This is a genomic window from Brevibacillus centrosporus (assembly GCF_046622605.1).
Lineage (GTDB): Bacteria > Bacillota > Bacilli > Brevibacillales > Brevibacillaceae > Brevibacillus > Brevibacillus centrosporus.
Window position 1 is genome coordinate 662,038 of sequence record NZ_CP176856.1, and the last position, 26,965, is coordinate 689,002.

Genomic DNA, 26,965 nt, shown 5'->3' on the forward strand with positions numbered 1-26,965 from the left:
GATGAGCAAGCGTCTCTCGATTACACTGCTTACGGCTCCAGCCATGATTGTCCTTTTAGGAGTCTTCCTGATTCCCATGCTCCTGATGCTCTTGCTCAGTTTCCAGGATGAAAATGAAGCCTTTTCGCTAAAAAATTATGCCTTGTTTGTGCAGGATCCGTTTTATGTGCAAATCCTGTGGCGAACGATTCGCGTCAGCCTTTGGACGGTACTCGCCACGCTGGTGCTCGGCTACCCGGTCGCGATGTACATGGCGCAGGCGACCGGAAAAATGCGCGGGATCGTGACGATGCTGATCCTGGCCCCGCATCTGATCAGTGTGGTCATCCGCAACTTCGGTTGGGTGGTCGTGCTGGGGGAAAAGGGCTGGATCAACGAGTCCTTAATCGCTCTTGGGATCATCGAGCAGCCGCTGCGGCTTTTGTACAATGAGCTGGGTGTGGTAATCGGTTTGACCGACTCGTTTATCGCTTACATGGTGCTGGCACTTGCGACGAGCATGTACGCGATCGACCCTTCGCTGAACAAAGCGGCATCGATTCTCGGTGCTTCGCGCGTCCGCACGTTTTTCAGCGTGACGCTGCCGCTGTCCCTGCCTGGAATCATCGCAGGAACGACGCTGGTTTTCAGTCTGTCCATGAGTGCTTTCGTCACACCTGCGCTGATGGGGGGAACGTCGGTAAAAGTCATGCCGGTCATCGCCTATGAGCAAATCATGGCGACGCTAAACTGGCCGTTGGGTGCAGCGCTTGCCTTCCTGCTGCTCGGCAGCACGATCGTTCTCGTTACCCTGTACACCAAGCTGATTGAAACCAAGAGGTACAAAGAGGTGTTTGCGTCATGAAAAAGATCAACATACTTGGGCTTATTACCTTTTTGGTGCTGGTTCTGGTCAATTTGCCGTTTTTGGTCATCATTCCAAGCTCGTTTACGGCTGCAGGGTACCTGGCATTCCCACCGGAGGGCTTTTCCTGGCAGTGGTACAAGATGATTTTGGACAGGCCGGAGTTTATTGACTCGCTTTGGACAAGTCTCAAGCTGGCAGCGATTACGGCTGTCTTGGCGACCTTTTTGGGGACGCTTGCGGCATTTGCTTTGTCCAAGTACAAGTTTCGCGGGAGTGGCGTGCTCAACGCGTTGATGCTCTCCCCCCTGACAGTCCCATCGCTCATTATCGGGATCTCGGCACTGCTGTTCTTTACGAGAATCGGAATTGCCGGAACATTTACCGGGCTCTTGCTCGCTCACATCCTGATTTCCATTCCGTATGTGGTGCGGCTCGTATTGACGGGGCTCAGCTCGTTTGACTACACGCTGGAAAAAGCGGGATACATGCTGGGAGCACATCCGTTTCGGGTGTTCTGGGACATTACGCTGCCGCTCCTGAGACCTGCGATTGTGTCCGGAATGATTTTCTCGTTCCTGACATCGTTTGATAACGTGACGGTATCGCTGTTTTTGGTGGCACCGGACACGACGACACTGCCGCTGGCGATTTTCACTTACATGCAGGAGACTTTGGACCCGCTGGTGGCTTCCATCTCGTCCGTTGTCATTTTGCTAAGTCTGGTGTTTATCATCCTGCTGGAAAAGGTGTACGGACTGGAGCGCCTATTCGGACTCAATTCTCAATCCCACTAAGGAAGAAGAGGCACTATGTCAATTCACACGTATATAGAAGACAACATGACAACCTTTCTGAAGCTGCTCGAAGAAGCGGTCAACATGGATTCCCCATCGCGGGATAAAGTGTTGGGTGATAGAATGGCGGGGTGGTTCGCCCTTCAATTCCAGCGTTTGACCGGGGGGATGGCGGAGCTAATACCGAACTTTCTGTACGGTGATCAAGTCCGCTGTACATTGGGCAGCGGAGATCGACAAGTGCTGATCATCGGTCATTACGATACCGTGTGGCTAAAAGGGGAAGCCGCTCGCCGGCCTTTCACCATTCAGGATGGAAAAGCATACGGTCCTGGCGTTTACGACATGAAGGCAGGCGTATTGCAAGCGATGTTTGCGATGCGAGCCCTGGTCCAGCTTGACCGTTTGCCAAAGGATACAAAAATCGTTCTGCTGTTAAACAGCGACGAAGAAATCGGGAGTCCCACTTCTCGTGCATTGGTAGAGGAGGAGGCGTCGAAGTCGATCGCCAGCTTTGTGCTGGAGCCGCCGACCGAGCCGATCGGAGCCTTGAAGACCTGGCGCAAGGGCAGCGCTCACTTTACCATCCAGGTACACGGGGTCTCTGCTCACGCCGGGGTAGATCACGAAAAAGGGATTTCCGCCATTGAAGAAATGTCTCGGCAGATTCAGTACCTGCATTCGTTAACCGATTATGACCTGGGAACGACAATCAATGTCGGCACGGTCAGCGGCGGGATCGGCTCAAATGTGGTCGCTGATTACGCAGAGGCACAAGTCGATGTGCGCATTGTTTCCATGGAGGAGGCCAAGCGGATCGAACGGGTGATTCGCGAGCTTAGGCCGACTCTTGCGGGAACGAGCGTGCACGTCACAGGAGGCATCAGGCGTCCTCCGATGGAGAGAACGGAAGAGACCGGAGCTTTGTTTGAGCTGGCCAAAACGATTGGTCAAAACGAATTGGGGCTCGCTCTTGAGGAAGCGGGGACAGGCGGGGTAAGTGATGGGAACTTCGCTGCTGCATGCGGCTCCCCCACTCTGGATGGTCTCGGCTCCAAGGGAGGATTGGCGCACTCGCCGGATGAATGGATCGAACTGGGTGAAATAGCGGTCCGCGCTGCGCTGCTGGCGCGTTTGATCGAAGAAGTATAGAGAGAGAAAAAAGAGAAAAAGGCACCTGCGGGATGTGAGCAACAGATAGTCACATCGAGGCAGGTGCCTTTTGTATGGCCTTTATTTCAGTTCAGTCAGATGACGGCGTCCGATAAAGAGGGCGAGCATACTAATCAGGACAGCAAGTGCTCCTGCGTAAAAGGGAATGCTGGCGGTAAATACTTCTGAAAGCTTGCCGGCAAGCCAGGGAGCGATGGCACCTCCCACAAATCGGACAAAGCTGTAGGCAGAAGAAGCGACAGCCCGTTCTACTGGCGCTACGTCCATGACGGAAGCAGTCAGGATGGTGTTGATGACACCGAGAATCCCGCCTGCAATAGCGATTGCGATGACTAGCCCTGTCTGGGAAGTAACCCCAAAACCCATGGAAGCAAGGTCAATAGCCAGCAGCAAAAGCATTCCAAACAGAGTCGGTACCGATCCAAAGCGATCCTGCAATTTCGGAGCGACAATCACAGAAGTGATCGCCAAGAGGACACCCCAGAAAAAGAAGACGAGTCCCAAGCTATGCTCGTCCATGTTCAGAACAAACGGCGAATAGGCGAGCAAGGTAAAGAATCCGAAGTTATATAAAAGAGCAGTGACAGCCATGGTAAAGAGACCTGGGTAACGCAGCGCACGGAACGGATCCAGCAGCGAGGTGCGTTTCGCAGGCTTGGGTATGTCCTTCAGCAAAACAAATACGGCCAAAAAAGCAATCGCCATCAGGACGGCTACACCAAAGAATGGACCGCGCCAGCTGATTCCGCCGAGCAGACCACCCAGCAAGGGACCGACTGACATCCCAAGACCAATAGCGGCCTCATACAGAACGATGGCAGAAGCAGTACCACCGCTGGCTACGCTGACAATAACCGCGAGCGCCGTGGAAATAAAAAAGGCATTCCCGAATCCCCAGCCTGCGCGGAACCACACAATCCCGTTTACGGAATTCGCCATCCCGCCTAAAAAGGAGAAGAGGATGATCGCGAGCAATCCGAACAGCATGGTGCGTTTAGGACCGATACGGCTGGACAGCCAACCGGTAGCCAGCATGGTAATCCCGGTCATCAGCATGTAGCTGGTAAATAATAGCGAAACCTGACTGGGTGTGGCGTTCAGCTTGCTGGCAATAGCCGGGAGGATCGGGTCGACGAGACCGATCCCCATGAACGCGACGACGCAGGCAAAAGCAACGGCATAAGCAGATTTGGTCTGCTTGAAAATGGTACGGAGTGAATGGGCATCTGAAGACATCTTAGTTGTTTCCGTTGCCAAAAGACTGTAAAAGTCTACACATCTTTTGTTTGCTTCCTGCTTCAACGTGTCTGCTTTTGCCGTAGCTACTCACATTTGGTGTAACACTCCACAGGCGTAAATTCGGATACAACGAATCCTACATACCAGCAGTAACGTTTTGGTGTTAGTTTGCCAGTTTGGCTAAATTGAGAGCAGCGTTTACATCTCTGTCCATCTTTAGCCCACAATCACATTTGAATATTCGATCGGATAGCTTCAAATCTTTTTTGAATTGACCGCAATCAGAACAGGTCTTCGATGATGGAAACCACTTGTCTGCTTCTGTGAATCGGATGCCGTATTTCTCACATTTGTACTGTAACTGTCTTTTGAACTCGTACAATTTTTGTTGCGCTACAGCTTTTGACAAATGTCGGTTCTTCATCATGCCTTTTATATTCAACGTTTCCATAACAACCGCGCTAGGCTTGGTTTTCGCGATAGCAGCAGTGGCTTGGTGAATGTGATTTTTGCGGATATTCGTTAGTCTCCGATGAAGCAAACGTATGCGATTTTCGACCTTTACAATGTTGCATGTTTTGACAAAACGGCTTCCCTCCTTGTTCATTTCGTATTGACGAGAAACTTTACGCTGCAACCTGCGCAAGCGTTTCTCGGTTTTCTTTACAACTTTTGTTTTGTTAACGTTGTGGAACACCATTCCATTTGAACATACAGCTAGTTCCTTTACACCTACGTCTACACCGATAACTTCCCCAGTCCAGTTGGTTTTTTCGTCTTCTCTCTCGACACCTACCGACAGATACCAATACTTTCCGTCGAACGACACTCTGGGATTGATATGCTTTGCAGCGTCTGGTAGGTATTCGGCTGTTTTTACCCATCCAACCTTTTCGATCAAGACAGAATCACCTTTCACTTTCAGTTTTACGTTATCGTTGTAGAACGTTGGTTTGGAACGTTTACGACTTTTGAAACGCGGCTTGTCAGATAGTTTTTTGAAATACTGTTTGTATGCGTCACAGGCATCTTTGACCGCTTGCTTTGTCACATTGTTGGACACGTCATACAGCCACGAATACTCAGCTGTTTGTTTGAGTTGCGTCAGTTCCTTGCGTAGCGATCTGTCCGGAATGAATTTTTTACCATTTCGGTAGCTTTCTTCCTGTCTAGCCAGTGTCCAGTTGTAAGCCCAGCGCGCAGTATCTGCTGACTTCCACAGTTGGCTTTCTTGTTCGGGAGTTGGCTTCAACCTGACCTTATTCGCTAAGATCATCAGCCAGCAGCTCCTTTACCAACTTCCGCGCCTTGTACGCACGCTTACCTTGCAACCTGTGACTGAACACCATGACGATCTGAACTAAATCCTCAACCAATTCTTGCTCCTCTGTTTTTTCTGCGTTGTCTATGATTTCGATCTCGGTGCCAAAACGTTTAAAAAGGTGGGACAACCATTCAAAACCGAATGGAACCAACCTATCTTTGTACAGAATGACCACTCGCTCGACTTTCCCTTGAATGACTAGATCGACAAGGGAAAGCAGACCTCGCTTTTCATAGTTGATGCCACTTCCGATGTCGGTAATGACATCGAATGAGTAGCCCCTGGCAGTCATGAACGCCTTTACGTTCTCGATCTGGCGCTCTAAATCGCCCTTTTGCTTGCCGCTAGATACCCTGCAATACCCGATTGTGATACGTTCTTGTTGGATCGCAGGCTTTCTTAAGTAAGCATAAAGCTGCTCTTCTGTGTAATAGCGATATCCATTTTCTTTGACGAGGGCAGGAACAAACTTTCCGCTTTTGTCCCATTCCCTCAAAGTTTTTGGCGTTACACCTATCATCTTGGCGAACTTTCCGATAGAAAACATGTTTATCACCACCTAAACATATTGTAGACTATCGGTATTTATATACAAAGATGTTTATGGTTTTGATTAACAGTTATTCACCCCCTTGAATTCCTCAGTCAGCTCGGTTCGCTTGCTGACAATCCTCTCGAGCTTGTTATCGAAGTCTGCGAGCAGCTCTTGCATCCGTGCGATTTTGGTTTGTAAAAAATCGCGCTGAGGAGTGAGGGTATCCTCCAGCTTTTGCAGCATCTCGATCCGTTCGAGCAGCTCAGGCCCATCCAGATCGCGGTTTTTGTAATGCTGATTGTAAAATTCTCTTTGCTCCTCATACAGTCGGCCGAGCTCGACCATTTCCTTTATTTCAGCCAAGGAAGCTCCGAGCAAATCACGCATGTCGATGATGTGAAGAATCTGCTCGACGTCCGCATCCGTATACATGCGATAGCCGCCCTCGGTTCTCCCCGATGGAGAAACCAGTCCCAGTTCTTCGTAATAACGGAGGGCCCTCTTGGTCAATTTGGTTTTTTGTGCGACTTCATCGATTTTGTACAACGCGTTCCCTCCATTCGCATTAAGTCTTATCACGAGTTTCAAACAACAACGATAACATTAACGTAAACGTAATAGTTTTGCAATGTGAAATGTTCACGTCTAAGGGTATGTTTTCCAAAAAGTACGCGATTTGTGCAGGGAGACAGCTAGCGTTTATGGAAGGATAACAGAAGAACCTACCTACATTTTGTGAGAGAAGAAAAGAGGGTGAAACGATTGCAATATCGTCGTCTCGGCAACAGCGGCTTGAAGGTTTCGGCATTGGGGCTCGGAACGAATTCTTTTGGAGGAAGAGCAGACGAAGCTACCTCCACACGAATTCTCCACCAGGCGATTGAGTCTGGCATTACGTTCATCGATACAGCGAATATTTACACGAATACGGAATCAGAGCGAATCATCGGAGCAGCGCTGGAGGGAAGACGGCACGAGGTGGTCCTCGCGACCAAAGCGGGACTGGTACGGGGAGAAGGTCCTAACCAGAGGGGTTCATCCCGGTACCATTTGCAGATGGAGCTGGAGAACAGCTTGCGACGTTTGCGGACGGATTACGTGGATTTGTACCAGATTCATACCTTTGATCCAGAAACACCTCTGGAGGAGACGCTACGTGCGCTAGACGACATGGTTCGCTCAGGCAAGGTGCGCTATATCGGAGCGTCCAATTACGCAGCATGGGAGCTGGTCAAAGCTTTAGGGATCAGTGAAAATAAGGGACTGAACCGATTTGTGTCCACACAGGTCAGCTATTCCCTGGCCGATCGTACGCCGGAGATTGAGCTCGTACCTGCTTGCCTGGATCAAGGGGTCGGGATCATTCCGTATTTTCCTTTGGCAGGAGGCATCCTGACAGGAAAATACACATCGACAGAAAAAGCCCCCGAAGGCTCGCGTGCGGAAAAGGAACCACGCTTTACCCGCTTCTTGAACGAGGATAAAATCGCCTTCGGACAGCGCGTAAACGGCCTTGCTCAAGAGCTGGGACATTCTGCGAGCGCGATTTCGCTAGCGTGGCTGATGCACCAGCCCGTTGTGTCGTCTGTGATCGTAGGAGCATCACGAGTAGAACAGCTTGTGGATAATGCGCTGAGCACCTCCATCAAGCTGGATGAAGCGGCTCTTGCCCAGCTGGACCAGCTAAGTGAGCCGTATCGCCGTGGGGAGCCATTTGCCGTCTATCGACTGTCCTGATTCGTGAAAGGAAAAAAGCGATCCTCAGTGCGGGATCGCTTTTCTTATGCCTTATTCTGCAGCCATGCTGCTTTCTTTCAGGATGACGTCATGTGCGCCGCCCTCGACGAGACTGGTTGCCGATACGAGCGTAATGCGTGCTTTTTGCTGCAGCTCAGTGATGGAGAGCGAACCACAGTTGCACATGGTCGATTTGATTTTGTGGAGAGTGCGGTCCATGTTTTCACGCAGGCTGCCCGCGTAAGGAACATAGGAGTCTACGCCTTCTTCAAACACCAGGCTTTGCTTGCCGCCGGTGTCGTAACGCTGCCAGTTGCGGGCACGGTTGGAGCCTTCACCCCAATATTCTTTTACGAAGTTGTTTCCGATCTTCACTTTTTTGGTTGGAGACTCGTCAAAGCGTGCGAAGTAGCGGCCCAGCATGACAAAGTCTGCACCCATTGCCAGAGCGAGCGTCACGTGATAGTCGTGAACGATACCGCCATCGGAGCAAATCGGTACGTAAATGCCGGTCTCTTTGAAATACTCGTCACGAGCTGCTGCCACTTCGATCACTGCGGATGCTTGACCACGGCCAATCCCTTTTTGCTCACGAGTGATACAAATGGAGCCGCCGCCGATTCCGACCTTGATGAAGTCCGCGCCAGCTTCTACCAGATAGCGGAAGCCTTCTTTATCGACGACGTTACCTGCACCGATGTAGACGTTGTCGTAGTTCTCTTTTACATATTGAACCGTATCTTTTTGCCACTCGCTAAAGCCATCGGAAGAGTCGATTACGAGGACATCCACTCCTGCCTCCACCAAAGCAGGTACCCGTTCTTTGTAGTCCTTCGTATTGATCCCGGCTCCGACGATGTAGCTCTTGTTTGCGTCGAGAAGAGAATGCGGGTTGTTTTTGCGCGAATCGTAGTCTTTGCGGAATACGAGGAAGTCCAGGTTTTGGTTCTCGTCTACGATTGGCAGACAGTTCAGCTTGTGTTCCCAGATCAGGTCGTTTGCTTCCGAGAGAGACAGACCCGATTTGCCGACGATCAAGGAGGAGAATGGCGTCATGATTTCGCTGACTGGCTTATCCAGAGAGTCGCGGCTGATTCGATAGTCGCGGCCCGTTACGATCCCGAGCAGCTTGCCTTTTGCCGAACCATCTTCTGTGATGGCTACTGTGGAGTGACCGGTTTGCTCTTTTAGCTCCAGGATATCTTTAAGCGTATGGCTTGGAGTCAGATTGGAGCGGCTGACAACGAAGCCTGCCTTGTACGCTTTTGCTTTGCGTACCATAGTCGCTTGGCTTTCAATCGACTGGGAGCCGAAAATAAATGAAATACCGCCACATTGAGCCAAAGCCACCGCCATGTGATGGTCGGATACAGCTTGCATGACTGCAGATGAGAACGGTATGTTTAGTGAAATGGCTGGCTTTTCGCCCTTTTTAAATTTGGTGATGGGGGTGGATAGGTCAACGTTTTGAGGCGTGCATTCCTTTGTGGTGAGGTTAGGAAGCAACAAAAACTCGTTGAACGTCCGAGATGGTTCTGTGTAATAAAAAGCCACTACTCTCTCCTCCTATGAATTCTTTTTATTAGAGAATTTTTATCATGTTAACCGTGAAAACGTAATAACGTCAATAGGGAATCGAAAGGTGGAGTGTTTTTTGTTTAAATCTCTCAATCTTGCAGAAGAAATCGAATTATTGAAACAATTGGAGCTGGAGAAATCCTACATATTTTATGGTAATTTACGGCTTCGAGCAAAGCGTACTCTTTTCCTGGCGGAAGCAGGTGAGCAAGGATGGACGGCGGCAGGCGCGTACCTGCAAGGGATGCCCTTTCACGCTTTCACGTTTTGTCTAATAGAAGAAACAGGCTCGTATTCGGTGAAAGGAATGCTGGAACAATTTCGCAAAAGGCTCAAAGTGGGAGAAGGCGAGCAGCGGGAAGGGGTTCTCACGGCTGTGGAATCGTGCGTTGCTCGTTTGGAGATCCCACATGCACTTGAGCGTAAAACCATGCTGCTGATGAAGCTGACCTCTGCCGACAGGCTTTTGCCCCGAGGTGAGTCTTTCCTGGTGGAGGAGGATAGAGGAGGAGCAGTGAAACAGCTGGCGAATAAGGTTGGCATGCTGAGCTTTCGAGCCGAGGAAGTGAGGGAAATGCCGCACATCGCGCTATCCTCCCAATCGGGTGAACTGACCGCCATGGCCGGCTTCCATGTCTACGAGGATGACTTCGTCGAAATCGGCAATATCGGAACGTCAGCGGAGTATCGCAAAAGAGGGCTAGGCATGCAAATCACTTCGGACATTTGCCGGATCGGCCTGCAAAAATCACCGAATGTGTATCTGTTTGTCTTTGCCGATAATGAAGCGGCGATTCGCGTCTATGAGCGGCTCGGGTTTACGACTGTAGAACGGTATGCATTCGTCACATTTCTGTGGTAGTAAAAAGGAGGAAAAACCGATGAAAACCTTTTTTCAATACAACTGGATGGTACGGGAACAATGGTATCAATGGTGCGTGGACGTGCCGGAGGAAGAGCTACTTCGAGAGAGGATCGGGGGAGCGGGATCTATTCTCTATACGCTGTATCATATCATCGACGTCGAGTGTAGCTGGATTCGTGTCTTGCAGGGAAAGCCCGATATCCAGGACGACTTTATGCAGTTCCGAAGCTTGGCAAAAGTTCGCATGCTGGATGCAAATTACCGTCCAGAAGTAGAGGAGTTTGTTATGGCGTGGGAGGACAGCATGGAAAGCAGGCCCTTTTGCGATCCAAGAGCTGGCGGAGGGATCGTCACAGACGCTTGGGGAGAAGTCGTTCGCCACGTGATTGCTCATCAAATTCATCATCTGGGGCAGTTGTCCATCTGGGCACGTGAGGTGGGCAAAAAGCCGGTGTCAGCAAATGTGATCGGCAAGCAGCTGATTTCTCCAAAAGACTAAATGAAAATCCCCTACCGAATGGGAAGGGGATTTCTCGTACAGTAAGAATTTATAAGATTCTTAGCCAGTATATGTGCAACATAGCGAGACTTCGAACGAAGTGAGATAGCAAGACTTGTGCCCTTTGGGTACTAAGGCTCCACCGCAAAGCTTGGCGGAGCCTAATTTTGCTACCCTTTGAAATCAATGGGGATCGTCATGGAGAAGCAAGGACCATCCGGATCGTTGCGTGCGACGATCGTTCCTTTATGCGCTTCGAACACAGCGCGGGCGATTGCCAGACCCAGACCGTGCTTGCCAGATTTTCCTTTTCGGAAACGCTGGAACAGGTTGGGAAGCAACGCCTCCTCGATGGGTGGGCCGTCGTTGGCGATACTGATGACGGCATTTTGACCAATCATTCTGCCGGTGATCATCAGGCGGCTTTTCGCATAGCGCAACTGATTTTCCATGATGTTCACAAAGGCTGTGCTCAGCTGTTCTCCATCAGCCTCGACTATCAGCTCCGAGGGCAGGTTCAGCTCCCACTCGACATTTTGATTGAGGACAGAGAGTCTTTGCTTCAAGAGGTGCATCATTTCTGCCAGATCGACCTTATCGATCTGTACCATCTGCGAGAAAGACTCGATCTTCGTCAAGTACAAGAGCTGCCCCACGACCTTTTCCAGACGCTTGCTCTCTTCCATGATGATCGCAAGCCCCTTCTCAGCTTGAGGGCCTGTGAACACGCCTTCCAAGAGGCCTTGGGTGTAGCCTTGGATCGCCATGATTGGAGTTTTTAGCTCATGGGAAATATTTTGGATGAAATAGCCTTGGGACTCGTCGTACTCCTTCAATTGATTTTTCATCGAATCGAATGAACGAGCCAGCTGTCCGATCTCATCGCCACGGTCCATCGTGAGGGAGATATCAAACTGGCGGCGTGCGATTTTTTTGCACAGCTCTTCCAGACTTCGCAGCGGTTTGCTCAAATAGCCGCTGAACCAAATCGCCAACAGCCAGCTGACCAACAGCAGCAGGCTAAAAACCAGCAAAAACTGGCGGGTCAGGATCGAGTTGATCTGGTTGAGCTCCTGTTCCTTGGAAAACAGCACCATGTAGTACGGGAAGCCGTGATAGTCCATCCGTTTGCTGACGAACAAATAGTTTTCATCGCCACGCTCCAACGTTCCGTGCTGTAGCTGGCTGTTCGGATGAGCAGCAGCCCGGGCGAACAGCTCCCGGCTGTCGCTGAAAGGAATCCGCTCCGTACTGCGGCTGCCCAGCTCTTTCCCGTTTTCGGCGTACACGATCATGTCAAACGAGTACTCGTAGCGAGACAAAAGCAGCTGCAAAAAGTAGGGGGCTGCCGCGGGAACGGGAAGCAGCTCGTTGTTTTCATTGAAGGTAATATGCTCAGACAGCGTGTAAAACTCGTCCTCAAGCAGCGCGTAGGTATTGGAAACCAGGTATTGCTTCACCGCGAGCGGATAGCCTACCCCAAGTCCAATGCCCAGCACGCTGGTCAGGATCATGAACAAAATGAGAATCTGCCGGGAGAGCGGCAGGTCTTTCAGACGGAATTTCCTCATATACGCGTCATCCGATAGCCGAATCCATAGACCGTCTCCAAGGGGAACTTCGGCATTTTCTTACGGATGCGTTTCACCAGATCGTCTACGGCACGGTCGGAGCCGATATAGTCCTCCCCCCAGATCGAGGTGAGGATCTGCTCGCGGTTCAAAGCAAGCCCCTGGTTGTGGAGCAGGTAGACGATCAGCTCGAATTCCTTGGTCGTCAGATCGATCAGTTCGTCGTTCTCTTTTACTTGGCGTCCTTTTTCTGAGATCATATAAGGACCCACATTTACCCAATCCTGAAAGGTCTGGGGCTGTGCAGCTGCACTGCCTGGCTTTTCGTAGGTCCGCTGCAGCAGCTTTTTCGCACGGATTACCAGCTCTCGCGGGAGAAACGGCTTGGCTAAATAATCGTCGCTGCCCAGCTCGAGCCCGATGATTTTATCGACGTCCTGATCACGTGCTGAGATGAAGATGATCGGAACATTTGACTTCTCGCGGATCAGTCTGAGCAGCTCGTAGCCATCGATGTCCGGCATCATAATATCCAAAATCCAGAGGTGGGGCTGCTGTGACTCGTCGAGATATGGGAGTACATCATTCCCGCTGGAAAACGCTTTGACTTGGAAGCCCGCGCTGGCTAAATAGGATTGCAGCAATTCTAAGAGATTGGTTTCATCGTCCACCAGATAGACGAGGTAAGGGGTATTCATCATGTTCGCCCTCGCTTTGCATCTGTTATTGATAACTGTAAGTGTATTGTAGCATAGGAAAAATGGGGTTGTGTGGCAGTCCCGTAAGAGAATCGTGGAAAACGTGTGGAAGCAGGATTCCCTGTCGCCCTCGCGAAAACATTTAGGAAAGCTATCCCAGACATCTGGAAAGGAGCGACCACATGAAACAGCGCATGCAAACGTCTCTCGTGCTGCTATCACTACTCCTGCTCACGGCTTGTACCGGTCAACCCGTTGAAACACAGCCCAAACCGGCTCCAGAGCCACCCGCTCCGACCGTCCAAACCCCTCCGCCAGTCGAACAGCCGCCGCAATACCCATATACGGCACCTCTCACAGGTCTTGGGAGCCAGGAGGACTTAAACAACAAAAGGCCGCTCATGGTGATGATCAACAACGCTCCTCCTGCCCGTCCGCAAAGCGGTATCAGCAAGGCAGACATCGTTTACGAAGTGCTGGCGGAAGGTGAAATGACTCGTTTTCTTTCCATTTTCCAAAGCCAGAAGCCCGAGGTGATCGGTCCCGTCAGAAGTATACGTCCCTATTTTATCCAAATCGGAATCGGTTTCGACGCGATGCTCGTCCACGCCGGAGGAAGTCAGGAGGCGCTGACTGCGCTCGCACGCTCTGATTACAGCCACCTCGACGAGATTCAAAACAGCCGCTATTTCTGGAGAGAGAGCTTCCGTAAAGCTCCGCACAATCTGTACACCAAGCCGGAGCTGCTAGAGCAGGCCATGCAGGATAAAAATATGAGGGCGACAGCAGAGCTTCCCCATTTTACGTTTCTGCCGCAGGATGCCGTTATTACAGAGGGCGAACCAGCGACTAAGGTGGATCTGACCTTTCACTCCCTGAACAAAGCGGGCTTTGTCTATGACGAAAAGGAAAAGAAATATATGCGATTCACAGCGGGCAAACCGCATGTAGATCTTACGGACAACAAACAGATCGCGGTGACCAACCTGCTGGTGATTTCCACCAAGCACCGTGTGCTGGACAGCGAAGGCAGACGTCAAGTCGATGTCGTAGGACCAGGAGACGGTTATCTGCTCCAGCAAGGTAAAGCGAAAAAGATCAAATGGAAACGCTCGGGCGGCGTAATTCGCGCTTATGCAGATGAGGCTCTCACCGAGGAGCTTCCTCTTTTGCCAGGGAATACCTGGGTAGAAATTTTGCCTACATCCCCCGGGCTGGCGCAATCCTTGAAGTTCCAGTAGGAAGATAAGGGTTGCAGACCACGCCGGTTTCTTCTAAGATAATGATAAAAAGGCTTTAGTGCTTAAAAATTGTAAAGTGGGAAACCGGAAACGGATCAGATAACGGGGTGAATAATATGCAATTGGAAAAACTGAAGGGCAAGGGTATTGAGCAGCTGTTTGAAGCAGTTTTGTCCTTGGAAACGATCGAAGAATGCTATCAATTTTTTGACGACCTTTGCACGGTAAACGAAATGCAGTCACTCGCTCAGCGTCTGGAAGTAGCTCGCATGCTGCGTAAAGGATTTACCTACAACCAGATCGAGGGAGAGACGGGTGCCAGCACTGCTACCATTTCCCGTGTGAAGCGCTGCTTGAACTACGGCAATGACGGGTATCAGATGGCGCTGGAGCGGATCGGCAAATAGAGTAGGAGGCAGGCATCGTTGATTGACTATCGTGGCTGGCGCCATACGTTTAAATTAGACCCGGACAAATCCATCGACGAGGAAGCTTTGGAGGCGATCTGCGAGTCGGGCACAGATGGGATTATCGTCGGCGGCACGTACGGTGTCACCTTTGACAATACGCTCGAGCTCATGTCCCGCATTCGCCGCTATGCAGTTCCAGCTGTTCTGGAGATTTCTTCCCTCGATGCCGTTGTACCGGGCTTTGATTCGTATTTGATTCCGCTTGTCATCAATGCGGGTGACCCGGAGTGGATCTTTACGCCTCATGTGTCTGGTCTAAAAACGTACGGCTCCTACATTCATTGGGATGACATCATTACGGAGGGCTATCTGATCGCCAACCCGGATGCGGGTGTAGCCCACCTGACGAAAGCTCGCTCCATCGAGAGTACCGCAGAGGCCAAAGCTTATGCGCAGGTAGCGACGAAGATCTGCAGGCTTCCCATCGTGTACGTCGAGTATAGCGGTGCCTATGGAGATACGTCGATTGTTCGAGCTTGCCGTGCAGGTGCCGATGAAGCGCACCTCTTCTATGGCGGAGGAATTCGTACACCGGAGCAAGCGGCTGAAATGGCTGCGATTGCGGATACGATCGTTGTCGGAAATGTGATTTATGAGGATTTGCAGGCAGCCTTAAGCACCGTCGCGGCGGTAAAAGGGTAGAGCCGTGAGTAGAGACCTTTTCGAGGGTCTCTTTTTTTGTACAGTAAGAATTTATAAGATTCTTAGCCAGTATAAGTGCAGCTAAGGCTCCACCGCAAAGCTTGGCGGAGCCAAGTTTTCTAATTTGCGGGGCGAAAAAGGCGGTTCGTGCTGATATGATTGGGGAAAGAGACACGACTGACTTTTTACTTAGCAAAGGAGGTCACGGATGAACCCCGCCATCGAGCAAATTACGACGCTGCGAAAAGAAGGCAAGCTGGACGAAGCGCTTGCGCTTGCCAAAGAGCTGGTTCAAACAGAGGCGGAAAACCCGGTCGCCCAGTATCAATGCGCTTGGTGCCACGATACTGCCGGGCTGGAGGAAGAAGCCGTCCCGTACTACGAAAAGGCGATTGAGCTGGGACTTTCCTCCGAGGACGATCTGGCAGGTGCCCTGCTTGGGCTGGGCAGCACCTACCGCACACTGGGACGCTATGAAGAGGCAGCAGAGACGCTAGCCAAAGGCATGCAGCGGTTCCCGGACGATCGTTCCTTTCCCGTATTTCTGTCCATGGCGTACTACAACCTCGGCAGGCATCACGAGGCGATGACACTGCTTTTGCAAAACCTTGCGGAGACGACGAGTGATCCGACCGTTTTCGCCTACAAAAAAGCGCTGCTGTTCTACGCAAACGATCTCGATAAAACCTGGTAGGCAGGAGTTCGCACGCCCCCCGTTGTACATGTAAATCAGCGGGGGGTGCCTATGTACAAATTAATCTTGGTAGATGACGAAGAAGACGTGAGAGAAGGGGTCAGTCAGGAAATTGATTGGCACGAGCATGGTTTCGAGGTGCTGGCAAAAGCGGAGAATGGCAAAGAAGCGCTGGATTTGGTGGAGCGTCTGCGACCGGATGTAGTCGTGACCGATATCAAGATGCCGTTCATGGACGGTTTGCAGCTCGCCGAGGCCGTACGTCGACAGTTTCCCGCGACCCGTATTATCATTCTCACAGGCTTTGACGAGTTTGAATATGCCCAAAAGGCAGTCAAGCTCCACATTGACGAATACGTGCTTAAACCCTTTTCTGCGATCGAGCTGATCGATGCACTGCTGAAGGTGAAAAACCGGATGGATGAGGAAGCTGCCCACCGGGAAAACAATCAATTGCTGCGTGAGAGCTATCGAAAAAGCTTGCCGGTATTGCGGGAAGTTTTTTTGTCCTCTCTTTTGACCCGCCAGCTGACGAGGGCAGACATTTTCGCCAAAGCCAGTGAGTACAGTGTTCAGCTGCAAGGAAGTGAGTTTCTCGTGTCGGTCCTTTGCCTCGATCGGAAGAAAAAGGACGAGCAGCAGATTCTTTTGTTTGCCGTGAAAAATATTGCCCAGGAGCAGGTGAAGCTGGGAGCTTATGCATGCCTCGTTTTTTTGCACAACGATCTGGTCGTGCTCCTGCTGCGCAAGGAAACGGAAACGGAGGACCAACTGGAGCATCAGATGCAGATGCTGGCCGAAGAAATCCGGCGAACAGTCGAGAAGTATTTGAGCGTGACTGTAACGGTTGGGATCGGAACGGTGATCCGCGATGTGACGCAACTCTCCTATTCCTACCAAGACGCCGCAGTGGCCCTTGACTACAAAGGCATCCTCGGAAACAACCGCCTCATTTTTATCGATGACGTGGAAAAGCAGCCGAGAGAAAGCGTGCGTTTTGATGAGCGCAAAGAGCACGAGCTGGTCCGCTGTATTAAAATGGGAACGCTGCCAGAGCTGCATATCGTCGTAAACGAGCTGTTTTTCGAGGTCGAGGAAGGCAACATCTCTATTCAGGACTACCGCATCTATTTACTGGAAATGATCACTACGATTTTGAAAACAGCCCAGAGAGCGGAGCTGGATATGGATCAGCTTTTCGGTGGTCATTCGCATCTGCTTGCAGAGATCGCCACCTTTAACAATGTGCAGGAAGCCAAAAATCGGGTCATCGACATTTGTGAGAAAATCATGAGCAGCATCGCGAGCGGACGGCATTATACTTATAAGCGGCTCGTCGATCAGGCGATTGCCTATACCCATCGAAATTTCCAATCCCCAGACATCTCCATCCACAAGGTGTGTGCGGATCTGCATATCAGTCCGGGTTACTTCAGCAGTATTTTCAAGCGGGAAACCAAAACGACGTTTGTGACCTATCTCTTGCAGCTGCGCATGGAAAGAGCAAAGGAGCTGCTGCGAACAACCGATTTGAAAACGTTTGAGATCGCGGAGCAGGTCGGCTACAGCGACGCGAACTACTTCAGCTTTTGCTTCCGCAAGCACGTGGGCTTGTCCGCCAAAGAATATCGCAACAGCAGCGGCAAAGAGGAGTAGGCGATGAAAAAGCTCCTGTTTGGCGTGGTGGACGCAATCAAGGCCAAGAGCATTCAGTTTATCATTACCACCTCCTTTACGCTCGTCACGGTGCTCGTCGTGCTGTTTGTGGGAGTGATGCTGTACAGCAAGTTCTCGGAGACCGCCGAACAGAATGCGTTCCTCAATACCCAGCAAATTCTCGAGCAGGTCAAATACAATCTGGACAGCTACCTCAACGGGACGACGCAGATTTTTGAGCTGGTGGACGACAAGATCAGACGAAGCCAGAGCATCACCTCCGAAAAGCTGAACGAGCAGCTGGAGGCTATCGTGGAAACACGGAAGGATATTGTTTCCATCGCCGTTTTCAGCCGAAAGGGAGAGCTTTTGATGGGGACGCCGTCAAAGCCGATGCGCAAAAACAGCAAGCTGACGGAGCAGAGCTGGTTTCAATCTGCCATCGATGATCCGAACAATCTGTCCTTTTCTTTGCCGCATATTCAAAATCTGTTCAAAGGCGAGTATACATGGGTCGTATCCATGAGTCGGGGAATCACGATCAAAGGAGATCGGGGAGATATTCCGGCAGTACTCTTGGTCGATGTGAATTTCAAGGAAATCGACGAGCTTTGCCAGCGAGTCGGATTGGGCAAGCGAGGGTATGCCTACATCATTGATCTGGTCGGAAATATCGTCTACCATCCACAGCAGCAGCTCATTTACGTGGGCCTCAAAAACGAAAACCGCTCGCTGCCGCTGAAGTATTCGTACGGCAGCTACGTGGACGAGGCAGAGGGTGACAAGCGCCTCATCACCATCAAGACGGTCGATCAGCTCGGCTGGAAGATCATCGGTGTCTCCTACATGGATGAGATCGCCACCACGAAAAGCGAGATCAGCAGGTTTATTATTTGGCTGTTGATCTTTGTCATCGTGATGGTGCTGTTTGTGCTCTCCTATATCTCGGCAAAAATCTCAAAGCCGATCAAGATGCTGGAGCGATCGATGGAGCGGGTGGAGCAGGGTGATTTTACGGTCAATGAACCGATACGAGGGAGCCAGGAGGTCGAGCAGCTGTCTTTGCGCTTTCACCTGATGATGGCGAAAGTCAGGGAGCTGATGAGCCAAATCATCCAGGAGCAGGAGGCCAAGCGCAAGAGCGAGCTGGAAGTGCTGCAGGCGCAGATTCACCCGCATTTTCTCTACAATACGCTCAATTCTGTCGTCCGGATGGTCGGCATCGGGAAAAACGAAGACGTGATTACGACGATCACATCGCTGTCCAAGCTGTTCCGTATCAGCTTAAGCAGAGGGAAGAATATGATTACGGTTCAGGAAGAGCTGGAGCATGTTCGGCATTATCTGATCATTCAAAAAATGCGTTACAAGCAAAAATTTGAGTACGAGATCGAAGCCGAGGATGCGGTGCTCGCCTGCAAAACGGTGAAGCTGCTGCTGCAGCCGATCGTGGAGAATGCGATCTACCACGGCATTGAGCACATGGCAGACCCAGGCGAGATCCACATATCCGCCTCGCTGTCAGAGGGAAAAGTCCTGCTTCAGGTAAGGGACAATGGCCTCGGGATGTTGCCAGTGGTGCGTGAGCAAGTCCTGACAGGCTCGTACAAGAGCGAGGGGGGATCGGGTGTCGGTATTCATAACGTTCACGAGCGAATCCGTTTAACCTTTGGCGATGAGTACGGGCTAGAAATCGAGAGCGAGCTGGAGGTAGGGACCGTGGTCAAGGTGTGGATTCCCTGCTTGCAGGGCTACGGACAAGAGGGTTGACCATATGGGATCCATGAAACGATACGCGTTATTCATTGTGGTGCTTTTGGTGGCGGTAGGTGTTTTGTACGCCTGTGAATCTCGGCTGGATGCGCCGAGGTCGGACAAGAAAAAGACGATTGCCCTGATCGTGCGTATGAAGCATGGTGACTACTGGCGTACGGTGAAGCTGGGAGCGGAAATGGCGGCGAGGGAATACGACCTCAATCTCAACTTTTACGCGCCCGACTACGAAGAGGACTCGCAGAGCCAGATGGAGCTTGTCCAGCAGGCGACGCTCGACGGGTATGACGCGCTCGTGGTCGCGCCGAGCGAAGACCGTGTCCTGGAAGAGGCGATGAAGCTGAGCGGGGAGAGGGTCCCGATCCTCACACTCGATACCGAGGGCCAGGCGGAAAAGGTAAAAAGCTATATCGGGACGGACAACTACGATATGGGCAAAAAGGCAGCCGAAAAGATGATCCAGCTGATCGGCAAGAAAGGGCAAATCGCTCTGCTCGGCACAAGCAGAAGTACAGCGAATGTCATGAGCAGAGAAGCAGGCGTCCGTGACGTCCTGCAGCAGGATCGGCAGGTAGAGCTCGTGCCTGTCGACTACGTCCAGTTGGACAAAAAGCTGGTAGGAGAGCTGACCCGCGAGCTGATTCATCACAATCCAGGTGTCCAAGGAATGATTGCGCTGGACGCCAATACAGCCATCGGAGCTGCCGAGGAAATCGAGAAAATGGGCATGCAGTCCGAAGTCAAAATCGTGGCGATCGACAGCCCGCCGGAGGTACTGGAGTATTTGCAGGAAGGCGTCATCTCTGCGACGATCATCCAGAAGCCGTTTTCGATGGGCTATCTCGGCATCAAATACGCTTTGGATGCGAGCGAGGGCAAGCAGGTGCCGGGAAGGGTAGACACCGGAACCAAGGTGATCGATCGGGAAAACATGTTTTGGTCGGAAAATCAGAAGCTGCTGTTCCCCTTCGTCAAATAACAAAGAAAAACTGATGAGAATTTTGATAAAAAAGCGTAGGATTTTCGATGGTAACCGCGATGGAAAACGCTTACATTTTTTATATATCAGATGTACACATAGGGGATAAAGGGGGAAGTTTTCATGAGAAAGCTAATGGCAACTACGCTGGTTGCAGCGGTCACTCTTTCGGTGGTCGGTTGTTCCCAATCTTCTGGAGGTTCGCAGCCCGCCGCATCAGGGGGTGGCAGCACGCCGGCACCAGCCGCAGCACCTGCGTCTTCCACGCCAGCACCAGCTCCTGCAGCAGCACCGGCAGCCAACCCGAAAATCGGTGTGGCGATCTACAAATTTGACGACACGTTCATGACGGGTGTACGCAACGCGATTTCCAAAGCGGCTGAAGGCAAGGCAGAGGTAGACATCGTTGATAGCCAAAATGCTCAGCCAACGCAAAATGACAAAGTAGATTTGTTCATCAACAAAAAAGTAAACGCTCTCGCCATCAACCCGGTTGACCGTACGGCGGCTGGTGTCATCATCGACAAAGCCAAGCAAGCGAACATCCCAGTCGTATTCTTCAACCGCGAGCCGATGCCAGAGGATATGCAGAAGTGGGACAAAGTTTACTACGTAGGCGCGAAAGCAGAAGAGTCCGGTACGATCTCCGGCCAGCTGCTCGTCGACTACTGGAAGGCTCATCCGGAAGCGGATAAAAACAAAGACGGCGTACTGCAGTACGTCATGCTCAAAGGCGAGCCGGGTCACCAGGACGCCGAGCTGCGCACGAAGTTCTCCGTCAAAGCTATCGAAGACGCTGGTATCAAGGTGGAAAAAGTGGCCGAGGATACAGCGATGTGGGATCGCGTAAAAGGACAGGAGAAAATGGCGGCATTCCTTGCTGCATCCGGCGACAAGATCGAAGCCGTGCTTGCCAACAATGATGACATGGCACTGGGTGCGATCGAAGCGTTGAAGGCAGCGGGTTACTTTACAAACGGAAAATACATGCCAGTCGTCGGGGTAGACGCGACAGCGCCAGCGCTCAAAGAGCTGGAGTCTGGCACTCTGCTCGGTACGGTGCTCAACGACGCAAACAACCAAGGAAAAGCGACACTGAACATCGCGGCAGCTCTGGCAAAAGGAGAAACGCCAAACAAGGATACCACTGGCTTTGACATCACAGACGGCAAATATGTCTGGGTTCCTTATAAAAAAATCACGAAAGAAAACATGGCGGACGCGAAATAAAAGCCTCTTGCTGGCAGTGGGCTGACAGGGGACGAGGATAAGGCGAGGGAGTCGGTTGATGGAAGAATCGATCTGTCTCCCTTGCCTTTTTTCCTGCTTAGGTGGGGGACACACCAGATTCAAACTGGTGGGGAACACACCAGACGCATACTGGTGGGGGACACACCAGACGCATACTGGTGGGGAACACACCAGACACATACTTCATGACGTAGACTTTCACAGCGAGGAGGCATCGGCATGGCTCAAAACGCTTATTTGCTCGAGATGAAAAATATATCGAAAGAGTTCCCAGGTGTGAAGGCACTCGACGACGTTACGCTGCGTGTACGGCCAGGAACGGTGCACGCCTTGATGGGGGAAAATGGGGCAGGCAAGTCAACCTTGATGAAATGCCTGTTTGGAATATACAAGCCGGACGGCGGCGAAATTGTACTGAACGGCGAGAGTGTGACACTGGGCAGCTCGAAGGATGCCTTGCTGCGGGGAATCTCCATGATCCATCAGGAGCTGCATCCCGTTCCTTTTCGAAATGTGATGGAGAATATCTGGCTGGGCCGGTTTCCAGTCAAAAAGCTTGGTCCTTTTCCGTTTGTGGATGAGAAAAAAATGGTGAACGACACCAAAAAGCTGTTTGAGGATCTGGGAATGGATTTGCACCCGCATGAAATCGTGCGCAATCTCTCCGTTTCCAAGGTGCAATCACTTGAAATCGCCAAGGCGGTCTCCTATCATTCCAAAGTCATCGTGATGGACGAACCTACGTCTTCCTTGACAGGAAACGAAGTGGAGCAGCTGTTCACCATCATCCATGAACTGAAGAGCAGGGGAGTCGCGATCATCTATATTTCTCACAAGATGGAGGAAATCCTGAGAATCTCCGATGACGTGACCATCATGCGCGACGGCAAGCTGATCGGGACGTGGCTTGCCTCGGAGCTGACGACCGATCTGATTATCTCCAGAATGGTAGGGCGCGATCTGACCCAGAGATACCCGCAGAAAAGCAATACGCCAGGGGATGTCGTGCTGAAGGTTGAGGGGTTGACGTCTGCTTTTGCAGAATCTTTCCAAAACGTTTCCTTCGAGCTGCACAAAGGCGAGATTCTAGGGGTAGGGGGACTCGTGGGGGCACAGCGGACAGAGTTGATCGAAGCGCTGTTCGGCTTGCGGTCCATCCGCTCGGGGAAGGTGCATCTGCATGGCAAAGAGGTGCGAATCAAGTCTCCGAAAGAAGCGAAGAAGCACAAAATGGCGCTTTTGACCGAGGAACGCAGGGTAACCGGGATCATTCCCGTCCTGCCTGTTCTGGAAAACACCGTCATCGCCAATCTGGCCAACTACCAGACCCGCTACCTGCTGCTCAACGAACGCAAGCGCCGGGAGGATGTCAGTCAGAACATCGACAAGCTGAGGGTGAAGACGCCTTCCATGAAGACTTTGATCAAAAACCTGTCGGGCGGCAACCAGCAAAAGGTACTGCTGGCGAGGTGGCTTTTGACTGAACCGGATATTTTGCTGCTCGATGAGCCTACACGTGGTGTAGACGTCGGCGCCAAGTACGAAATCTATTCCATCATTGCAGATCTTGCAAGGCAAGGGAAAAGCATTATCATGATTTCCTCTGAAATGCCCGAGCTGCTCGGGATGTCAGATCGGATCATGGTCATGTGCGATGGACGACTCTCCGGTATCATTGCCGGTGCAGATGCGACAGAAGAAGAAATCATGCGACTGGCTACCATGCATTTGGGCTGACCAGGGAGGGAGGATCTCACATGAGCAGTTTGACTCAAAAGCGCATACAAGGCTTCGTTACGCAAAATGCCATCTACATCGTTCTGGTCGTGCTGATCGCCGGAATCGCTGTCTACGATACCAATTTCCTTTCGATTACGACACTTCGGGATATTTTGCTGCAATCGTCGACCCGGGCGATCATTGCTTTGGGGGCGGCATTCGTATTGATCACAGGCGGTACAGACCTTTCCGCAGGTCGCGTGGTCGGCTTGACGGCTGTCATTTCGGCCTCCATGCTGCAATCACAGGATTATCCGCGGCGCTTTTTCCCTGACTTGCCTGATTTGCCGCTGCTGATTCCGATCTTGATCGCGATCGCAGCAGGCTTGCTTGTTGGGCTGATCAACGGGATCATCGTATCACGCTTCAGCGTGCCGCCGTTTATCGCCACCTTGGGTACGATGGTCATCGTTTACGGCGTCAACTCGATTTACTTTGATATGGAACCCAACCAGTCGCAGCCGATTGGAGGACTGCGGCAGGACTTCGGGCATTTGGGGACAGGATTCATCGGCCCGAGCGGCCCCTATTCTGTCCCGTACATCGTCATTATCGCCATCGTAGTCGCCTTCTTCGTCTGGGTCGTGTTCAATAAGACACGGCTCGGAAAGAACATGTACGCCATCGGAGGCAACATGCAGGCGGCGACTGTTTCCGGGATCAACGTTGCTTGGAACCTGATGATTATCTACGCAATCGCTGGCGGTCTCTACGGCTTGGGCGGCGTGCTGGAGTCGGCGCGTACGGGCGGTGCCACCAACAACTACGGAAACATGTACGAGCTGGATGCCATCGCGGCGTGCGTCGTCGGTGGTGTCTCGACATCGGGTGGGATTGGTACCGTACCAGGTGTCTTGGCAGGTGTCCTGATCTTTGGTGTCATTAACTACGGTCTGACGTTTATCGGTGTGAATCCGTACTGGCAGCTGATTATTAAAGGGTTGATTATTGTAGCGGCTGTTGCGTTTGACATCCGCAAATACTTGGCAAAGAAATAAGACGTATTTCCCCCGATTGCATTGGAATATTGACAAAATAATGAATAATTGGGTTTTCCAGGAACCTGAACCGTGTAGAACTTTTCTATACGGTTTCTTTATGTTTGAGGCGTGCCCAGAGGCATCTTCTAATTGGTAAAAGTCCGGTCGCGGGAGGGGAAACGCCCCCGTGTAGCTAGGATACCTGCGTATGGGGAAATCTGTGCGCAGAAGCGTATCGAAGTGCAAGAGGGAAAAGTGGAAGCCGAATCTCGCTCATATGGATGAAGGCCAAGGAAGCTGTTTAGAGCTGGGAGCGACTGCGAAGAATCCTCCGGCGTACGGGGCTCGGCATGGGATTGACGGAGAGACGTTAGCGGACATTGAGAAGCGAGGCGAAGTGTTTTTCTTACACGAATGTCAACGACTTCTTAAAGAAGGCAACCACCATCCGCAGCCCGTCAAGCGTCAATACATTCCGAAGAAGGATGGCAAGCAACTAAACCAGTGTGCTCCCGTTGCGTACAAAAACACACTGGTTGCTTATGCTTTTTTATGTCTGTCTACTTGAAAGGGGTAAGTGCATAAGTGCAGATTTTTTGTTTCTGAGTTCTGCTAATAGGATAATTGGGATTGGTTGGGGAGTTTAAAAATAGACCCATTTTTTACTTTTTATGGTTATAATTTAAAAAAGTTTATTGGGAGGGTTAACATGAGAGCTTTTTATCTTATCTCTTTGTTATTAATAAGTGGGTGCAGTTCAGAGGTTGATAACAGCCAGTATAAAGAACAAATAAAGATCTTAGTTAATGAAGATGACTTAGTTGATTTCCAGAGCAGTTCAGCTGTGGCTGAATGGACGCCATCAACAAAAAAAGAAATTGATGAAATTTTTGATGATCTACTTCCTACAATTAAAATTTCTGGTGAAATTCAAGAGTATGATCCCTATAAATCAAAGAATCTTATAGGTTCTTATGATCATGCAACAATTATCGTTCCACTTGAAAAGATGGATACATCACAAAACAACAATCTGATTATTGAAATTAATAAGAAATACTACTCAGCTTCAGGTGATTCCGAAATTATTGAAAAAATAATTGAGATTTCAAAAATATTCAAATGAATATATTTCCAATTATATTCATTTCTGTTAGAATGACAAAATATTACATATTTTGTCAATAGAGGTATTGAATTGAATAAAATTGTTGTTACTCTATCCCTACTCACAGCTCTGACATCAATATCAAGCATTGCCTATGCAGATCTTCACGGAAGGGATGCATTGTGGTTAGGGGGGTTTTCAGAAAATGTAATAGAAGATTTTGATTATTGGGAGAGTTCTACAATCGATACATACAACCTTGATGACGAGACTGCAAATGCAAGATTAGTTTTTGAAAATCAAGTGAATAATGAAATCGGTTCTGACTTTAACTTTTGGAGAGTAAATTCTTCAGGTGACGCAGAGTTGAGATATTATGCTAACGACTATACCGATGATTGGTATGGATTAATGACGCCATATAAAATTAACTCAAGTGATAATTATGTAGAGGCCCAATTTGGAGATCAGTGGGATAGGGCAAAGATTCAATTAAATTATGAATTAATGGACAACGATGGTATGACTGCTGCTAATAGAGATTGGACAGTTTTACATGAGACCGGGCACGTTTTCTCCTTAAAGCACAACCCAGAAGCTGATTCGGTCATGAGAACAGTTGAAACGAGTTTTTGGGGTAATCCAATATTCTTTGATTACGACGAGTTTACCCAACTCGATTTAGATAATCTGGACTATAAATATTAATAAGCTATAAGGAGGTTAAGTTAAATGAAAAAGACTTTATTTACAGTTAGTGCAATCGCTTTAATACTAGGTTCTTCACTTTATTTTTCAACTTCAACAAGTATTAAAGCGGCAAACGAAACAAATTCAATAGAAAAAGATGTTTCCATACGTGATGCTTCTTATGCATCATTCACGGATATAAAGGCACTCGAGAACGCTGCAGACATTATTGCAGAAGTAAAATTCTCTGGAAAACGTGAGACCAAGGTTTGGGGGTACGAAGAGGGAGACACTTACACGAATACATTAACAAGTGTTGAGGTGAAGAAAGTACACCAGGGAGAGGTTTCTAAAGGAGAGGAAATAGGAGTTTACGAGCCAGCATACATAAGTGAGAACGGTTTTTATTCAATTGAAGGATATAACTTGATGAATAAAAAAGGGAAATATCTACTGTATTTAAGAACTAAAAAGGATGGAAACTATTCTGTTTTAGGTTTGTATCAAGGAAAGTATGATTTAAATGAGACTAGTACATTAAAGGAACTCAAAAAATTTAGATCTTACGAGGACGTACAGGATAGAGAATATCTTGGGGATGAAGTTGAACACTTCAATAAATTAAAGAAAGAAAATCTGAAAAAATATACTCAATAAGATATTTATGAAACGATAAAATTTTGAACACTTCATTTGAATAAGTAGCAAGTAGAAGAAAAAGGCACATAGGCTTAAAGGGAGTGTTGACAAAGTAATAAAGCACCGTTTCTCAAGATGGGTTCGACCAAATTGTGAAATTATGTATGGAGATGGAGGTAAGGAAGGCTACAAAAAAATTACGC

At 50.1% G+C, this 26,965-nt stretch carries 27 protein-coding genes; 20 read left to right on the top strand and 7 right to left on the bottom strand.

Annotated features, from left to right (window positions below; all coding sequences use genetic code 11):
- The first annotated feature begins 1 nt into the window (after nucleotide 1).
- The 3 genes from ACLIN2_RS03600 to ACLIN2_RS03610 are packed head-to-tail and all read left to right on the top strand — an operon-like array spanning nucleotide 2 to nucleotide 2,793.
- Nucleotides 2-844 (top strand): ABC transporter permease, encoded by an 843-nt coding sequence (locus tag ACLIN2_RS03600; RefSeq protein WP_122926777.1) that lies wholly within the window; start codon nucleotides 2-4, stop codon nucleotides 842-844.
- Nucleotides 841-1,641 (top strand): ABC transporter permease, encoded by an 801-nt coding sequence (locus tag ACLIN2_RS03605; RefSeq protein ID WP_301172346.1) that lies wholly within the window; start codon nucleotides 841-843, stop codon nucleotides 1,639-1,641. The genes ACLIN2_RS03600 and ACLIN2_RS03605 overlap by 4 nt, the downstream gene beginning before the upstream one ends.
- Before the next feature lie 15 nt (nucleotides 1,642-1,656).
- On the top strand, nucleotides 1,657-2,793 hold the full coding sequence (locus tag ACLIN2_RS03610; RefSeq protein WP_411503232.1) for a M20 family metallopeptidase: 1,137 nt from the start codon (nucleotides 1,657-1,659) through the stop codon (nucleotides 2,791-2,793).
- 81 nt (nucleotides 2,794-2,874) lie between these two features.
- On the opposite strand, the gene ACLIN2_RS03615 is transcribed toward ACLIN2_RS03610, so the two are convergent.
- The 4 genes from ACLIN2_RS03615 to ACLIN2_RS03630 all read right to left on the bottom strand — a co-directional run bounded on the left by ACLIN2_RS03615 (nucleotide 2,875) and on the right by ACLIN2_RS03630 (nucleotide 6,458).
- Nucleotides 2,875-4,050, bottom strand: a complete 1,176-nt coding sequence (locus tag ACLIN2_RS03615) for an MFS transporter (protein WP_411503233.1) — start codon at nucleotides 4,048-4,050, stop codon at nucleotides 2,875-2,877.
- A 166-nt stretch (nucleotides 4,051-4,216) separates the two neighbouring features.
- Nucleotides 4,217-5,329: an RNA-guided endonuclease InsQ/TnpB family protein gene (locus ACLIN2_RS03620; RefSeq protein WP_400588101.1), complete on the bottom strand. Its 1,113-nt coding sequence runs from the start codon at nucleotides 5,327-5,329 to the stop codon at nucleotides 4,217-4,219.
- A complete protein-coding gene (locus tag ACLIN2_RS03625) occupies nucleotides 5,313-5,930 on the bottom strand; it encodes an IS607 family transposase (protein ID WP_327929659.1) in 618 nt (205 codons plus the stop codon). The genes ACLIN2_RS03620 and ACLIN2_RS03625 overlap by 17 nt, the downstream gene beginning before the upstream one ends.
- A 60-nt stretch (nucleotides 5,931-5,990) precedes the next feature.
- Nucleotides 5,991-6,458: a MerR family transcriptional regulator gene (locus ACLIN2_RS03630; RefSeq protein WP_400588102.1), complete on the bottom strand. Its 468-nt coding sequence runs from the start codon at nucleotides 6,456-6,458 to the stop codon at nucleotides 5,991-5,993.
- A 216-nt stretch (nucleotides 6,459-6,674) separates the two neighbouring features.
- Here ACLIN2_RS03630 and ACLIN2_RS03635 point away from each other — a divergent pair, with 216 nt between their 5' ends.
- On the top strand, nucleotides 6,675-7,649 hold the full coding sequence (locus ACLIN2_RS03635; protein WP_122960195.1) for an aldo/keto reductase: 975 nt from the start codon (nucleotides 6,675-6,677) through the stop codon (nucleotides 7,647-7,649).
- Between the two features lie 51 nt (nucleotides 7,650-7,700).
- Here ACLIN2_RS03635 and ACLIN2_RS03640 read toward each other — a convergent pair whose 3' ends face one another.
- Nucleotides 7,701-9,203, bottom strand: coding sequence for an IMP dehydrogenase (locus tag ACLIN2_RS03640; RefSeq protein WP_092267386.1), 1,503 nt, complete (start codon nucleotides 9,201-9,203; stop codon nucleotides 7,701-7,703).
- A 100-nt stretch (nucleotides 9,204-9,303) separates the two neighbouring features.
- Here ACLIN2_RS03640 and ACLIN2_RS03645 point away from each other — a divergent pair, with 100 nt between their 5' ends.
- Both ACLIN2_RS03645 and ACLIN2_RS03650 read left to right on the top strand, forming a co-directional pair.
- Entirely contained in the window at nucleotides 9,304-10,089 is a 786-nt protein-coding gene (locus tag ACLIN2_RS03645) for a GNAT family N-acetyltransferase (protein ID WP_400588103.1), read from the top strand.
- 19 nt (nucleotides 10,090-10,108) lie between these two features.
- Nucleotides 10,109-10,591 (top strand): DinB family protein, encoded by a 483-nt coding sequence (locus tag ACLIN2_RS03650; RefSeq protein ID WP_400588104.1) that lies wholly within the window; start codon nucleotides 10,109-10,111, stop codon nucleotides 10,589-10,591.
- A gap of 170 nt (nucleotides 10,592-10,761) precedes the next feature.
- Here the strand turns inward: ACLIN2_RS03650 and ACLIN2_RS03655 are convergent, their stop codons facing one another.
- Together ACLIN2_RS03655 and ACLIN2_RS03660 are read right to left on the bottom strand one after the other, a co-directional pair.
- A complete protein-coding gene (locus ACLIN2_RS03655; RefSeq protein ID WP_092267383.1) occupies nucleotides 10,762-12,162 on the bottom strand; it encodes a HAMP domain-containing sensor histidine kinase in 1,401 nt (466 codons plus the stop codon).
- Nucleotides 12,159-12,860: a response regulator transcription factor gene (locus ACLIN2_RS03660; protein ID WP_327929535.1), complete on the bottom strand. Its 702-nt coding sequence runs from the start codon at nucleotides 12,858-12,860 to the stop codon at nucleotides 12,159-12,161. The genes ACLIN2_RS03655 and ACLIN2_RS03660 overlap by 4 nt, the downstream gene beginning before the upstream one ends.
- A gap of 182 nt (nucleotides 12,861-13,042) precedes the next feature.
- Between ACLIN2_RS03660 and ACLIN2_RS03665 the strand changes: the two genes are divergently transcribed.
- From ACLIN2_RS03665 to ACLIN2_RS03730, 14 genes are all read left to right on the top strand, one after another.
- On the top strand, nucleotides 13,043-14,101 hold the full coding sequence (locus ACLIN2_RS03665) for a DUF3048 domain-containing protein (protein ID WP_411503234.1): 1,059 nt from the start codon (nucleotides 13,043-13,045) through the stop codon (nucleotides 14,099-14,101).
- A 116-nt stretch (nucleotides 14,102-14,217) separates the two neighbouring features.
- On the top strand, nucleotides 14,218-14,508 hold the full coding sequence (locus tag ACLIN2_RS03670; protein WP_092267381.1) for a YerC/YecD family TrpR-related protein: 291 nt from the start codon (nucleotides 14,218-14,220) through the stop codon (nucleotides 14,506-14,508).
- Nucleotides 14,509-14,526: 18 nt separating this feature from the next.
- A complete protein-coding gene (locus tag ACLIN2_RS03675; RefSeq protein ID WP_092267380.1) occupies nucleotides 14,527-15,213 on the top strand; it encodes a heptaprenylglyceryl phosphate synthase in 687 nt (228 codons plus the stop codon).
- Nucleotides 15,214-15,421: 208 nt separating this feature from the next.
- Nucleotides 15,422-15,907 carry a tetratricopeptide repeat protein gene (locus ACLIN2_RS03680; protein ID WP_411503235.1) on the top strand — a complete coding sequence of 162 codons (486 nt, stop codon included), beginning with the start codon at nucleotides 15,422-15,424 and terminating at the stop codon, nucleotides 15,905-15,907.
- 51 nt (nucleotides 15,908-15,958) lie between these two features.
- Nucleotides 15,959-17,563: a response regulator gene (locus tag ACLIN2_RS03685; RefSeq protein WP_092267378.1), complete on the top strand. Its 1,605-nt coding sequence runs from the start codon at nucleotides 15,959-15,961 to the stop codon at nucleotides 17,561-17,563.
- Nucleotides 17,564-17,566: 3 nt separating this feature from the next.
- A complete protein-coding gene (locus ACLIN2_RS03690; RefSeq protein WP_092267377.1) occupies nucleotides 17,567-19,333 on the top strand; it encodes a sensor histidine kinase in 1,767 nt (588 codons plus the stop codon).
- 4 nt (nucleotides 19,334-19,337) lie between these two features.
- Nucleotides 19,338-20,315: a substrate-binding domain-containing protein gene (locus ACLIN2_RS03695; protein ID WP_411503236.1), complete on the top strand. Its 978-nt coding sequence runs from the start codon at nucleotides 19,338-19,340 to the stop codon at nucleotides 20,313-20,315.
- Between the two features lie 123 nt (nucleotides 20,316-20,438).
- Nucleotides 20,439-21,545 (top strand): galactose ABC transporter substrate-binding protein, encoded by a 1,107-nt coding sequence (locus tag ACLIN2_RS03700; RefSeq protein WP_092267375.1) that lies wholly within the window; start codon nucleotides 20,439-20,441, stop codon nucleotides 21,543-21,545.
- A 240-nt stretch (nucleotides 21,546-21,785) separates the two neighbouring features.
- On the top strand, nucleotides 21,786-23,303 hold the full coding sequence (locus tag ACLIN2_RS03705) for a sugar ABC transporter ATP-binding protein (protein WP_400588109.1): 1,518 nt from the start codon (nucleotides 21,786-21,788) through the stop codon (nucleotides 23,301-23,303).
- A gap of 20 nt (nucleotides 23,304-23,323) precedes the next feature.
- On the top strand, nucleotides 23,324-24,343 hold the full coding sequence (mglC, locus tag ACLIN2_RS03710) for a galactose/methyl galactoside ABC transporter permease MglC (protein WP_092267373.1): 1,020 nt from the start codon (nucleotides 23,324-23,326) through the stop codon (nucleotides 24,341-24,343).
- A 190-nt stretch (nucleotides 24,344-24,533) separates the two neighbouring features.
- Nucleotides 24,534-24,893, top strand: a complete 360-nt coding sequence (locus ACLIN2_RS03715; protein WP_411503237.1) for a hypothetical protein — start codon at nucleotides 24,534-24,536, stop codon at nucleotides 24,891-24,893.
- A 141-nt stretch (nucleotides 24,894-25,034) separates the two neighbouring features.
- Nucleotides 25,035-25,451 (top strand): hypothetical protein, encoded by a 417-nt coding sequence (locus ACLIN2_RS03720; RefSeq protein ID WP_411503238.1) that lies wholly within the window; start codon nucleotides 25,035-25,037, stop codon nucleotides 25,449-25,451.
- Between the two features lie 72 nt (nucleotides 25,452-25,523).
- Nucleotides 25,524-26,141 (top strand): hypothetical protein, encoded by a 618-nt coding sequence (locus ACLIN2_RS03725; RefSeq protein WP_411503239.1) that lies wholly within the window; start codon nucleotides 25,524-25,526, stop codon nucleotides 26,139-26,141.
- Nucleotides 26,142-26,165: 24 nt separating this feature from the next.
- Nucleotides 26,166-26,780 carry a hypothetical protein gene (locus tag ACLIN2_RS03730; protein WP_411503240.1) on the top strand — a complete coding sequence of 205 codons (615 nt, stop codon included), beginning with the start codon at nucleotides 26,166-26,168 and terminating at the stop codon, nucleotides 26,778-26,780.
- Nucleotides 26,781-26,965: the final 185 nt, after the last annotated feature.

Excerpts from the sequence above, each read along its gene's own strand:
- ACLIN2_RS03600 (WP_122926777.1), top strand. The coding sequence starts at position 2 with ATGAGCAAGCGTCTCTCGATTACACTGCTTACGGCTCCAGCCATGATT.
- ACLIN2_RS03605 (WP_301172346.1), top strand. The coding sequence starts at position 841 with ATGAAAAAGATCAACATACTTGGGCTTATTACCTTTTTGGTGCTGGTT.
- ACLIN2_RS03610 (WP_411503232.1), top strand. The coding sequence starts at position 1,657 with ATGTCAATTCACACGTATATAGAAGACAACATGACAACCTTTCTGAAG.
- ACLIN2_RS03615 (WP_411503233.1), bottom strand. The coding sequence starts at position 4,050 with ATGTCTTCAGATGCCCATTCACTCCGTACCATTTTCAAGCAGACCAAA.
- ACLIN2_RS03620 (WP_400588101.1), bottom strand. The coding sequence starts at position 5,329 with ATGATCTTAGCGAATAAGGTCAGGTTGAAGCCAACTCCCGAACAAGAA.
- ACLIN2_RS03650 (WP_400588104.1), top strand. The coding sequence starts at position 10,109 with ATGAAAACCTTTTTTCAATACAACTGGATGGTACGGGAACAATGGTAT.
- ACLIN2_RS03655 (WP_092267383.1), bottom strand. The coding sequence starts at position 12,162 with ATGAGGAAATTCCGTCTGAAAGACCTGCCGCTCTCCCGGCAGATTCTC.
- ACLIN2_RS03660 (WP_327929535.1), bottom strand. The coding sequence starts at position 12,860 with ATGAATACCCCTTACCTCGTCTATCTGGTGGACGATGAAACCAATCTC.
- ACLIN2_RS03665 (WP_411503234.1), top strand. The coding sequence starts at position 13,043 with ATGAAACAGCGCATGCAAACGTCTCTCGTGCTGCTATCACTACTCCTG.
- ACLIN2_RS03670 (WP_092267381.1), top strand. The coding sequence starts at position 14,218 with ATGCAATTGGAAAAACTGAAGGGCAAGGGTATTGAGCAGCTGTTTGAA.
- ACLIN2_RS03680 (WP_411503235.1), top strand. The coding sequence starts at position 15,422 with ATGAACCCCGCCATCGAGCAAATTACGACGCTGCGAAAAGAAGGCAAG.
- ACLIN2_RS03685 (WP_092267378.1), top strand. The coding sequence starts at position 15,959 with ATGTACAAATTAATCTTGGTAGATGACGAAGAAGACGTGAGAGAAGGG.
- ACLIN2_RS03690 (WP_092267377.1), top strand. The coding sequence starts at position 17,567 with ATGAAAAAGCTCCTGTTTGGCGTGGTGGACGCAATCAAGGCCAAGAGC.
- ACLIN2_RS03695 (WP_411503236.1), top strand. The coding sequence starts at position 19,338 with ATGGGATCCATGAAACGATACGCGTTATTCATTGTGGTGCTTTTGGTG.
- ACLIN2_RS03700 (WP_092267375.1), top strand. The coding sequence starts at position 20,439 with ATGAGAAAGCTAATGGCAACTACGCTGGTTGCAGCGGTCACTCTTTCG.
- ACLIN2_RS03705 (WP_400588109.1), top strand. The coding sequence starts at position 21,786 with ATGGCTCAAAACGCTTATTTGCTCGAGATGAAAAATATATCGAAAGAG.
- mglC (WP_092267373.1), top strand. The coding sequence starts at position 23,324 with ATGAGCAGTTTGACTCAAAAGCGCATACAAGGCTTCGTTACGCAAAAT.
- ACLIN2_RS03715 (WP_411503237.1), top strand. The coding sequence starts at position 24,534 with ATGGGGAAATCTGTGCGCAGAAGCGTATCGAAGTGCAAGAGGGAAAAG.
- ACLIN2_RS03720 (WP_411503238.1), top strand. The coding sequence starts at position 25,035 with ATGAGAGCTTTTTATCTTATCTCTTTGTTATTAATAAGTGGGTGCAGT.
- ACLIN2_RS03730 (WP_411503240.1), top strand. The coding sequence starts at position 26,166 with ATGAAAAAGACTTTATTTACAGTTAGTGCAATCGCTTTAATACTAGGT.